The organism is Bacillus sp. JJ864, assembly GCF_036963045.1.
GTDB lineage: Bacteria > Bacillota > Bacilli > Bacillales > Bacillaceae_G > Bacillus_A > Bacillus_A pseudomycoides_C.
In genome coordinates, this window is the sequence record NZ_JBALLY010000081.1 from 76,488 (window position 1) to 87,171 (window position 10,684).

Here is a 10,684-nt window from a genome sequence, read left to right on the forward strand (position 1 = left end):
GAGAAAGTGTGGTACAATACAAAAGTTGGAGTTCAGCGTTTGGAATAATGGAGGAGGATTTTTTTATGTCCGATTCAAAATTTTTACGCGGAACGCTTATTGTGACGCTTGGGACATTTTTAGTGAAGTTCCTCGGCATGATTTATGTTTTTCCGTTTCATGCGTTAGTTGGCACAGAAGGCGGGACGTTATACACGTATGGATATATTCCATATACAATCTTTTTAAGTATCGCAACGGCAGGGGTGCCGCTTGCAGTTTCGAAGTTTGTTTCGAAATATAATGCGCTTGGAGATTATAAGACGAGCCGGAGAATGTTTCGCTCCGGTATGGTTATGATGATTATAAGCGGAATACTTTCCTTTTTAGTCTTGTATATGACAGCACCATTATTTGCTGAAGCAATGCTAGGGAAGAAGAGTTTACATAACAGCTTAGAAGATGTAACAATGATTATTCGTCTCGTTAGCTTTGCACTTCTTGTTGTACCAGCGGCAAGTTTAATTCGCGGGTATTTTCAAGGGTACCAATCAATGGGACCAACGACCGTTTCACAAATCATTGAACAAATTATTCGTATTGTATTTTTACTTGTAGGAAGTTTTATCGTTATAAAAGTAATGAAAGGTTCGGTCGCAACAGCAGTTGGTGTGGCGACATTTGCAGCGTTTGTTTCCGCTGTCGGAGCATTAGCTGTCCTCATTTGGTATTGGAGGAAGCGAAAGCATCATTTAGATCAATACATCATCAATCAAACAGTACCAGAATCAACAGTTCGAACATTGGACTTATTTAAAGAACTGTTTGCGTATGCGATTCCTTATGTGGTGATTGGGTTAACGATTCCGCTTTATCAGCAAATTGACACGTTAACATTTAATGCAATTATGCAAGCAATTGGACAAGGGGATATTGCAGAACGTGCCCTCGGTATTTTTACAATGTGGACACATAAATTAATTATGATTCCAGTATCACTTGCAACGGCGTACAGCTTAACGCTCGTACCAGCGATTACAAAATCGTTTACAGAAGGGCAATTCCGTTATTTAAAACAGCAAATTACCCAAACGTATCAAGTAAATATGTTTTTAACATTACCGGCTGTCGTTGGAATTTCCACTTTAGCGTATCCAATTTATACCGCATTTTATGAAGCTGATCCGCTTGGCGGAAAAGTATTAATGTGGTACGCTCCGGTCGCGTTATTATTTGCATTATTCACAGTAACAGCAGCTATTTTGCAAGGGATTGACCAGCAAAAGCATGCGATTGTTGCACTTGGCATGGGAGTTATTTTAAAATTCTTATGTAACGTGGTATTCATTCGTTATTTTGGAACAATTGGTGCAGTCGTAGCAACAGGTGTAGGGTTCGCTGTATCCATTTGGTATACGAATAAACAAATTCGAAAATATGCCCACTTTTCATTTGCACTTGTGTATAAACGAACGTTTCAAATTGCAGTATTAATAGCGGCGATGGTCGTGGGTGTTAAGATATTATTATGGGTTCTTTCCTTTATGCTTCCATATGAGACAAGCCGCCCTGCGGCACTTGTTACAGTCTTCATTTGTGCAATCGGAGGAGCGGCTGTGTATGGCTATTTAGCGCATCTTACCGGCGTAATAGAGCGAGTATTTGGCGGTGAATTTTTAGAGAAGATTCAGCGTAAACTTGGTGGTAGATTGAAGATCAAAACGAAAGGGGCGTAAATTGTGCGCCTCTCTTTTTCTAATTATATAAAGCAGGTGAAACGATGAGATTAGATAAATTATTAGCAAACATGGGCCACGGTAGCCGTAAAGAAGTGAAAAAACTATTAAAAGACGGCGTTGTAAAAATAGATGGCGTATCAGTGAAAGATGCAAAATATCATGTGAACGTAGAAGAACAAGAGGTTACGATTCACGGTGAAGTAGTGGAGTATAAAGAATTTGTATACTTAATGATGCATAAACCACAAGGTGTCATTTCTGCAACAGAAGATGACAATCATGAAACAGTTATTGATTTATTAGAAATGGAAGATGCGATTTTTGATCCGTTTCCAGTGGGACGACTTGATATCGATACAGAAGGTTTTCTTTTATTGACGAATGATGGAAAGTTAACGCATCAACTTCTTTCTCCGAAAAAGCATGTCCCGAAAAAATACTTTGCGAGAATAGCTGGGAAAGTGACGGAAGAAGATGTTACTGCATTCAAAAAAGGCGTTATTTTAGATGATGGATATGAAACAAAGCCAGGTGCTCTAACAATTCTACAAAGCGATGACGTGTCTGAAATTGAACTTGTTATTACAGAAGGTAAGTTTCATCAAGTAAAGCGCATGTTTGAAGCGGTTGGAAAAAAGGTCGTGTACTTAAAACGCACAGAGATGGGTCCTTTAGTATTAGATGAGGAATTAGAGCTTGGACAATACCGTGAATTAACAGACGAAGAAGTAGAGATGCTAAAGTCTTATCATACTCAAATAGAAATATAAGTTGAAAAAAGAACATAAAAAGCCTTTCTTTTTTGGTGGGAGAGAGGTCCTGGCCATGCATAGAAGCGGTCAGGTCCTTTTTTGGCCCCCGCGCGATGTTAAAACAGAGAGATGAAACGAGTGAAAATCACTTTTTGTTTTAGCTAGCACAGAGTTATATCATAATCAAAAAGACCCCCATTCTTAATAGAAGAATGGGGGTATGTATATACTAAATCAAGTTATACTCATTACGAGGTCATTCTCACTTTCTTTCCTGTTGTTGTCCACTTGCCACGGCAAGGGCTACACACGAGTTCATTAAATTGCAACACATTCAGATCGCGCTGTATCGTTCGCGGTGTGATCCCAAACTCATCTACAAGGTCTTGCGTCGTTACGGTGCCTTTCTCATTAATGTACATATAGATTGATTTAATGCGTGTTAGCATACGAGTAGTTGTAGGTTTTATCAAAAAACCACTCCTCTACAAGTTTTTTGACCCATTCAGGAAAGAAGGTCGTTATTTCCATTGTACTCCAGATGAAAAAAAAACATGCTCTAACTTGCTCAAATTTTACAAAATTTTAATGTGTAATAGAGTTTGTAGAAAGAAAGTTGTTGATATTCTGTTTCTCTTTATCAACTATCTTAATAAATTTCTACGTAAAACGTCAAATTCCTGCAAAAAAATTAAAAAAATAAGAAAAAATAAGAAAAAACCAATTTCAATTATCTGAAATATTAAAATTGTTCGTTATTAGACTTGAGCTTGCTAGCATAAAAAGAGATCGTTTGCTATGATGAAAAAGAGAATAGAGAAGAGGGTGAAAGTATGACAAATATAAATTGGGTGCAAGAAGTAGAGAAACGAAAAGATGCTCTGATTCATGATGTACAGCAATTTTTACAAATTAAAAGTGTATGGGAAGAAGAAACGGCAAAAGAAGGTGCACCGTTTGGAGAAGGTGTAGCAAAAGCATTATCTTTCATGTTAGATAAGGGAGAAGCTGACGGATTTCTTTCTAAAAATTTAGAGGGATATGCAGGGCATTTAGAAATGGGACAAGGAGAAGAAATTGTTGGTATTTTATGTCACGTTGATGTAGTACCAGAAGGAGACGGCTGGACAACGCCTGCATATAGCGCTGATATTCGTGATGGTAAAATCTTTGCACGCGGTGCGATTGATGATAAAGGTCCAACAATGGCAGCTTATTATGCAATGAAAATTGTAAAAGAACTAGAATTGCCGCTTTCTAAACGTGTTCGCATGATTTTAGGAACGGATGAGGAAAGTAATTGGAAGTGCGTAGACCATTATTTTAAACACGAAGAAATGCCGACGATGGGCTTTGCTCCTGATGCAGATTTTCCAATTATTAATGCGGAAAAAGGAATTTGCGATTTATATGTCGTTCAAAATAAAAAAGAATATGCAGCAGGAGAGAATGTATTAGTATCCTTCTCATCCGGGCGCCGATTAAATATGGTTCCTGATTTTGCAGAAGCTACTGTAACATGCGAAAAAGCAGCAGAACTTGCAAGTCAGTATGAACAATATATACAAGAAGCAAAGAAAAACGGGAAAGCAATTGTGGAAGGAAATACGGTCACACTGCAAGTAGAAGGGATTTCGGCACACGGTTCTACGCCGGAACAAGGAGAAAATGCAGGTTTAACACTTGTGAACTTCTTAACGACAATCTCTTTAGATGAGCAAGGCGTCGCATTTGCTAGCTTAGCTGCGGAAACATTTACAAATGATACGCTTGGAGAAAAAGCGGGCATTGCGTATGCAGATGAGATTACAGGTCCATTAACAGTAAACGTTGGTCTTCTTTCTTATACAAAAGAAGAAGGCGGTAAACTTGGATTGAATGTTCGTTATCCAGTCACAACAAACTTAGAAGGAACTCTGCAAACATTAACAAATTATGTGAATGCAAAAGACTTTGCTATCACAAATGTATCAGATTCTCGTCCGCATCACGTTGATAAAGATCATGTATTAATTCGTACACTTCAGCGTGTATATGAAGAGCAAACGGGAGAAAAAGCAGAGTTGTTAGCAATTGGCGGCGGTACATATGCACGTTCATTGAAAGCTGGGGTTGCGTTCGGTCCGCTATTCCCAGGAAAAGAAGAATTAGCACATCAAAAAGATGAGTATATTGATATTGAAGATTTACTGAAAGCGACAGCGATTTATGCACATGCAATTTATGAATTAGCGAAATAGTAGCAAGGAAATATAAATGAAAAAAGATAAACCCTTTCTTTTTTAGGTAGGCAAGAGGGACTGGCGGTGCATAGTATTCCTGCCACGTGTCGCGTGAGAACAAGTGCAAATTACTTTTTGTTTTGCATTAACTACTTATATGTTGAAAAATTGCAACCAATGAATGAACCGCTTTCGATAAGGAGAGCGGCTTCTTTCGTATGTATGGAGAATCAGCTTCACACGAATAATAGGTGTATCCTGGGAAAAGGAGAGAGAAAAGATGGCGAGACATTATTTTATTGCAGTGAAATTACCAAATGAGATAAAGAACATACTAGCAGAGTGGAAAGAAATGATAGAAGAAACAACGCCGTTTCGTTCTTGGGTTTACAAAGAAGATTATCACATTACACTTTCGTTTTTAGGAAGTGCTGAGGAAGGGCAACTTGAAAAGCTAAAACTAGACTTGCAACAACTGACTAAAATGTCCCGTTTTTCACTTACATTACAAGGGTGTCATACATTTGGTGTAAAAGAACAGCCGCGTGTGTTTTGGGTAGGAGTGGAAGAAGAACGTGCTTTGTTTGATTTACAAAAACAGGTGTATACGATATGTGAGAAAAATGGTTTTCAATTAGAAACGCGTCCGTATCATCCTCATATTACTGTAGCTCGTAAATGGAAGGGAGAAGAAGCGTTTGATAAAAATCAGCTTCCTGCCCTGCCGCCGCGTATATTTGAAGTGGAAACAGTAACGTTATATGAAACGCATGTAGAACGAGTGCCGAAGTATGAGGCGATTTATGAAATATCTTTACAGAATACGCAAGCTTGAAAACGTTTTCTGATTTTTTGAATATACTATAGAAAATGGAATGTCTCTTGGGAGGGTGTGGATACATATGTTAAGCATACAGCGTACGTTTGAAGCATATTTAGATGAAATGGATAAAATTACGGTTTTACTTCCGCATGCGTACGGGACGAGTAGCATATTCCATTTAAAACAAGGCGCAACTGAATGGGAACTTTCAATTACTTGTATCACCTCTCTTCCACATGCAACGAAATATGAATGTAAAGTGAGCGAACCCATTACATTGAGTAACTGTTATATCGTACGCGATGAACGCGGAATAGAGACGGACTTACAGATGGGTGCTGTTATTCGGACAGAGAAATTTGATGAGTTATATATGTATGAAGGATGCGATTTAGGTGCTTCTTATTCCAGTAATCAAACTGTATTTAAAGTGTGGGCGCCAACAGCTACGAAAGCAAAAGTTCGCATTTATGAAACAGGGGCGGTATATAAAGATTATGAAATGGAAGGACAAGAAAAAGGTGTTTGGAGTTGCGAGTTAACGGGCGACTGGGACGGTGCGAAGTATACCTTTCTTGTTTGCATTAATTTAATTTGGCGAGAAGCGATTGATCCATATGCAAAATCAGTGTCTGTAAACGGTACGTACGGAATTGTCGTAAACCTTGCGAAAACATATGTGCACGATGAGGAACCGTTACCTATCATGACTTCTATGACGGATGCTGTTATTTATGAGGGACATATTCGTGATATGACAGTTCATCCTCATAGCGGCGCAATGTATAAAGGGAAATATCTTGGTCTAACAGAAGAAGGAACGACAGGAGAACGAGGGACGTTAACAGGCCTTTCTTATATAAAAGAATTAGGCGTTACACATCTTGAATTATTACCAATTCATCATTATGCCGGTGTCGATGAGGAGCAGCCATTTGCAACGTATAATTGGGGGTATAATCCGCTATTTTACAATGTTCCAAATGGTAGCTATGCGACAAATTCGTTTGATCCGTACAATCGTATTGTTGAATGTAAACAAATGATTCAAGCGCTTCATCGAAATGGATTGCGCGTCATTATTGATGTTGTTTATAACCATGTGTATGAAAGAGAAACATCTTCCTTTGAGAAGCTTGTACCTGGATATTATTTTCGGCACGACGAAAATGGAATGCCGTCAAATGGGACGGGGGTTGGAAACGATATTGCCTCAGAGCGCAGTATGGTACGTAAGTTTATTGTCGATTCCATTTTATATTGGTTAACAGAGTATAAGGTGGATGGTTTCCGGTTTGATTTAATGGGAATTTTAGATGTTGAGACAATGAACGAAATTCGTCAGAAGGTAAATGAAGTAAAAGAGCATGTCATATTATTAGGTGAAGGATGGGATTTACAAACACCACTTGCTGCGGACGAGAAGGCAACATTACAAAATGCAGCGAAACTACCACGTATCGCCCAGTTTAATGATCAATTTCGCGATGGGATTAAGGGAAGTACTTTTGACGTGCAAAAACGTGGGTATGCGCTTGGCGAGATAATAAATAAAGAGCATATCCAATACTTGCTTACAGGAAGTATCCTTTATATTAAAGAAAGAAGCTTATTTATAGAACCTGTACAAAGCATTAACTATGTAGAATGTCACGATAACATGACGATGTGGGATAAGATTAGCGGCAGCAGTAAAGAAGAGAAACATATGCAAAAACGTCGCCATCGCCTTGCAACAACGATGACATTATTAGCACAGGGCATTCCGTTTTTACATGCTGGTCAAGAATTTTATCGTACAAAGCAAGGAAGTGAAAATAGTTATAACGCCCCGGACTGTATCAATCAAATGGACTGGGATCAAAAAGAGCGCGAAGAAGAAACAGTTTCTTATATAAAAGGAATCATTCAGGTTCGCAAATCACACGGTGCCTTTTGTTTTACATCTTCTGAATTAATTAAGCGGCATATGTCTTTTTTAAATACAACTCCTTCTGTCATTGCATATTATTTACAAGATGTGCAGCAATTTGGAAAATGGAAAGAAATTGTTGTGTTATTTCATAACGGAATAGAGGAGCAAACAGTTTCTTTGCCTAAAGGTGGTACATGGAACATCCTTGCAAATGAGGAAAAGGCAAATGAAGATCCAATTTCTTCATTTGAGGGAGATACAATTGTCATTGCTCCAATTAGCACGTATATATTGACGAAATTGTGACGAATCGACCCTTGACGATGCGAATATAATAAATGTAGAATTGAACAAGGTGGCTATTCAGTTAAGTTGCCAGTTTATTATTATTTTTGTAAAATAAAGTAAAGAGTGAGCGGCTTGTCTGTTTTTTCACTTTTACTTACATTGAAGCAGAATGAATGGAAACCTTGGGCATATGTTTGGATATGTTGCAGTTTTTCTTTTCATAACTATAAAAGATAAGGAATTGTTAACGGGTAATGAACATGGAATGGTTGGAACAATTGTTAGGAAAAGAATGGAAAGTAATGCCGGCCGGAGGGGCGACAGGGGATGCCTACATTGCGCACAACGAACATCATAAAATCTTTTTAAAGCGCAATTCGTCGCCCTTTCTTGCGGTATTGTCAGCAGAAGGAATTGTTCCGAAGTTACTTTGGACAAGGCGATTAACAAATGGTGATGTGATTTCGGCACAAAAGTGGCTCCCAGGACAAAAATTAGAACCAGAAGATATGAACTCTGAGCGAGTGGCAGTATTGCTGAAAAAAATTCATTCTTCTGAAGCGTTAGTGCATATGATTCAAAAGCTTGGGAAACAGCCTTTGCATGCGCAAGATATACTAGAAGAAGTACTTCTCACTTTGCAAGAGGATGTAAAGCAAAATGAAGTCATTCAAAAAGGACTTCAGTATTTACAAAAGTCCCTTCAGAATGTAGAATTTGAACATCTTGCTGTTTGTCATTGCGATGTCAATCATAACAATTGGTTAGTAACAGATGATAACAAATTGTTTTTAATTGATTGGGATGGAGCAGTTATTGCAGACCCAGCTCTTGATATTGGGATGCTGCTTCATTGGTATGTTCCAAGAGATGAATGGCACGAATGGCTTGAACATTACGGATTAGAACTTACTGATTCTTTGCTAAGCCGTATGAAATGGTATGTTATACTGCAATGTATGATTTTCGTGCAATGGTATAGGGCAAAGAATAAGCAAGTAGAAGCAGAATATTGGCTTCAATATTTAATGCAACTACTCGCTTCAGAATAAGTTAAGAAAAACTATCCATTCCTGTAATCCATTGTGACAGTTGTTCTTGATGACCAGAAATATGGTTATCTAAATCAGGAGAATATTTACCCGATTGACTATAGTAATATACATCGTTTAACATCGATTTAACATCATTACTCACATTGTCATTTACGAGTAATGATTGAATGAGACGTTCTAATTGTTCACATTCAGAAACCGTTCCACAGCAATCACTTTGATGATTGACTAAGATGTCTTTTAAGATTGCCATTTGATGTTCATGATTAAGTGGCATTTTGACACATCCTTTTCAGTTGTTATCGTAACAATGAAACGAGCGTAACGAACCGCTGATGGAAATTGTATTTCATACACTTTGTAGTTTCCGTCAAAATAGTAAATTTTATACTTGAAAGAAACGGACCGAGTGCTCGTACGTACTTGGTTTTTTATATGATACACACATCTTGAAGTGCAGAGAGGGAGAGAAATATGCGTTTAAGACATAAACCATACGCAATGGACCGAACGAAAGAATATTCACAGTTTGTAATTGGAAATCCAGAAGAGCATAACGGAAAATGGAGCGAGTTATTTGGAAATGACAATCCAATTCACATTGAAGTTGGAACAGGCCGCGGCCACTTCATGTATGAAATGGCAAAAGCAAATCCAAATGTAAACTATATTGGAATTGAAAAATTTACAAGCGTAATTGTAGACGCACTTGATAAATTAATTGAAGAAGCAGTGCCGAATTTAAAATTAATTAACAAAGATGCAGAAGATTTAACAGTATTCTTTGCAGAGAATGAAATTGATCGCGTGTATTTAAACTTCTCTGATCCGTGGCCAAAAAATCGTCATGAAAAGCGCCGTTTAACGTATAAAACATTTTTACGCAACTATGAAACAGTACTTGTAAAGGGCGGGGAAATTCACTTCAAAACAGATAACCAAGCCTTGTTTGAATACTCTCTTACAAGTATGGCGGAATATGGCATGTTGCTGCCTTACATTAGCTTAGATCTTCACAAAAGTGACTTCGAAGGAAACATTATGACGGAATACGAAGAAAAATTCTCAAGCAAGGGAAATCGTATTTACCGCGTTGAAGGAAAATATCGTACAGAACCTGCGCAATAATGCGCGGGTTTTTTTATTATTAGTAAAGTAATAGTTATGAAAATCGAGTAATTGGCCGTTTCTACAAAGAAAAGTTTACATAGTATATAGGGTAGGATAAGCCCTACTACATTTGAAAATAAAAGGGGGGATATTGAATGCCTATTATTAAACCTTTTTTAGCTGGTAGAAGATATAATTCAACAATCAGCGCCGGAACGGGAACTGGAGCAACGTTTAATATTTTAGCAACTGCTTGTAATGATGACACTGGAGCTGCTGCAACAGCATTTCCTTCATCATTTGCATACTATAATTTATACGTGGCTGGACAGTTGCAACCTGCGGTTAACTCAAGTGTTACGACTGCAGCTATTACAATTCCAGATGGAAATACTTTAGATCCTGGAGTTGTTGTTAGCGTTGAATTTGTCGTAAACTAGTCAATAAAAAGCGGATTCTTTTAAAGAATCCGCTTTTTATTGATTGATTAAAATAAACTGAAGTGTGATAGTAACACCAGCCGGTGGTGCTTCATCAGCCAATATTGTAAGCATCCCCACTTGTACGACATAAGAATTTTGCGATTGAATAACGCCGTTAATAAATAAATTCATATATGATACTTGACTTGGTGCTAAAATCTGCGTAGTTCCGAATTGAGGCAAACCGTCGGCATTTGTGTATACAAGACTCGTGCCATCTGAAACAGTAAAAAACATTAGATTCGTGGCGGGAATTAATCCTTGGAAGGTAGGTCCCGTAGCGCCAGTAGGTCCGGTAGATCCGGTAGGTCCAGTGATT

The 10,684-nt window shown here is 38.0% G+C and carries 11 protein-coding genes; 8 read left to right on the forward strand and 3 right to left on the reverse strand.

Annotation, left to right across the window (positions count from 1 at the left end; genetic code table 11):
• Positions 1 to 65: 65 nt before the first annotated feature.
• Together V7024_RS14005 and V7024_RS14010 are read left to right on the forward strand one after the other, a co-directional pair.
• Positions 66 to 1,715: a putative polysaccharide biosynthesis protein gene (locus V7024_RS14005; RefSeq protein WP_335521001.1), complete on the forward strand. Its 1,650-nt coding sequence runs from the start codon at positions 66 to 68 to the stop codon at positions 1,713 to 1,715.
• A gap of 44 nt (positions 1,716 to 1,759) precedes the next feature.
• Complete coding sequence (locus V7024_RS14010) at positions 1,760 to 2,488, forward strand: pseudouridine synthase (RefSeq protein ID WP_335521003.1); 729 nt, start codon at positions 1,760 to 1,762, stop codon at positions 2,486 to 2,488.
• A gap of 230 nt (positions 2,489 to 2,718) precedes the next feature.
• Here V7024_RS14010 and V7024_RS14015 read toward each other — a convergent pair whose 3' ends face one another.
• Entirely contained in the window at positions 2,719 to 2,940 is a 222-nt protein-coding gene (locus V7024_RS14015; RefSeq protein ID WP_028411127.1) for a DeoR family transcriptional regulator, read from the reverse strand.
• A 363-nt stretch (positions 2,941 to 3,303) separates the two neighbouring features.
• On the opposite strand from V7024_RS14015, the gene pepV reads away from it, so the two are divergent.
• The 4 genes from pepV to V7024_RS14035 all read left to right on the forward strand — a co-directional run bounded on the left by pepV (position 3,304) and on the right by V7024_RS14035 (position 8,770).
• The gene (gene pepV / locus V7024_RS14020; RefSeq protein WP_335521005.1) at positions 3,304 to 4,710 is read left to right on the forward strand and encodes a dipeptidase PepV; all 1,407 of its coding nucleotides are present in this window, start codon (positions 3,304 to 3,306) and stop codon (positions 4,708 to 4,710) included.
• 262 nt (positions 4,711 to 4,972) lie between these two features.
• On the forward strand, positions 4,973 to 5,527 hold the full coding sequence (gene thpR, locus V7024_RS14025; protein ID WP_335521007.1) for an RNA 2',3'-cyclic phosphodiesterase: 555 nt from the start codon (positions 4,973 to 4,975) through the stop codon (positions 5,525 to 5,527).
• A gap of 67 nt (positions 5,528 to 5,594) precedes the next feature.
• On the forward strand, positions 5,595 to 7,736 hold the full coding sequence (gene pulA, locus V7024_RS14030) for a type I pullulanase (protein ID WP_335521008.1): 2,142 nt from the start codon (positions 5,595 to 5,597) through the stop codon (positions 7,734 to 7,736).
• A 236-nt stretch (positions 7,737 to 7,972) separates the two neighbouring features.
• Positions 7,973 to 8,770: a phosphotransferase family protein gene (locus V7024_RS14035; protein ID WP_335521011.1), complete on the forward strand. Its 798-nt coding sequence runs from the start codon at positions 7,973 to 7,975 to the stop codon at positions 8,768 to 8,770.
• Between the two features lies 1 nt (position 8,771).
• Here the strand turns inward: V7024_RS14035 and V7024_RS14040 are convergent, their stop codons facing one another.
• The gene (locus V7024_RS14040) at positions 8,772 to 9,050 is read right to left on the reverse strand and encodes a YtzH-like family protein (RefSeq protein WP_020060301.1); all 279 of its coding nucleotides are present in this window, start codon (positions 9,048 to 9,050) and stop codon (positions 8,772 to 8,774) included.
• 197 nt (positions 9,051 to 9,247) lie between these two features.
• Here V7024_RS14040 and trmB point away from each other — a divergent pair, with 197 nt between their 5' ends.
• A complete protein-coding gene (gene trmB / locus V7024_RS14045; RefSeq protein WP_335521012.1) occupies positions 9,248 to 9,901 on the forward strand; it encodes a tRNA (guanosine(46)-N7)-methyltransferase TrmB in 654 nt (217 codons plus the stop codon).
• A gap of 137 nt (positions 9,902 to 10,038) precedes the next feature.
• The gene (locus V7024_RS14050) at positions 10,039 to 10,323 is read left to right on the forward strand and encodes a DUF4183 domain-containing protein (RefSeq protein ID WP_335521013.1); all 285 of its coding nucleotides are present in this window, start codon (positions 10,039 to 10,041) and stop codon (positions 10,321 to 10,323) included.
• A 36-nt stretch (positions 10,324 to 10,359) separates the two neighbouring features.
• On the opposite strand, the gene V7024_RS14055 is transcribed toward V7024_RS14050, so the two are convergent.
• On the reverse strand, positions 10,360 to 10,684 hold a 325-nt coding region (locus V7024_RS14055; RefSeq protein ID WP_335521015.1), incomplete at its 5' end, for a DUF4183 domain-containing protein.

What these genes read in the sequence shown, in the direction of transcription:
- V7024_RS14005 (WP_335521001.1), top strand. Translation starts at nt 66, where the DNA reads ATGTCCGATTCAAAATTTTTACGCGGAACGCTTATTGTGACGCTTGGG.
- V7024_RS14010 (WP_335521003.1), top strand. Translation starts at nt 1,760, where the DNA reads ATGAGATTAGATAAATTATTAGCAAACATGGGCCACGGTAGCCGTAAA.
- pepV (WP_335521005.1), top strand. Translation starts at nt 3,304, where the DNA reads ATGACAAATATAAATTGGGTGCAAGAAGTAGAGAAACGAAAAGATGCT.
- thpR (WP_335521007.1), top strand. Translation starts at nt 4,973, where the DNA reads ATGGCGAGACATTATTTTATTGCAGTGAAATTACCAAATGAGATAAAG.
- pulA (WP_335521008.1), top strand. Translation starts at nt 5,595, where the DNA reads ATGTTAAGCATACAGCGTACGTTTGAAGCATATTTAGATGAAATGGAT.
- V7024_RS14035 (WP_335521011.1), top strand. Translation starts at nt 7,973, where the DNA reads ATGAACATGGAATGGTTGGAACAATTGTTAGGAAAAGAATGGAAAGTA.
- V7024_RS14040 (WP_020060301.1), bottom strand. Translation starts at nt 9,050, where the DNA reads ATGCCACTTAATCATGAACATCAAATGGCAATCTTAAAAGACATCTTA.
- trmB (WP_335521012.1), top strand. Translation starts at nt 9,248, where the DNA reads ATGCGTTTAAGACATAAACCATACGCAATGGACCGAACGAAAGAATAT.
- V7024_RS14050 (WP_335521013.1), top strand. Translation starts at nt 10,039, where the DNA reads ATGCCTATTATTAAACCTTTTTTAGCTGGTAGAAGATATAATTCAACA.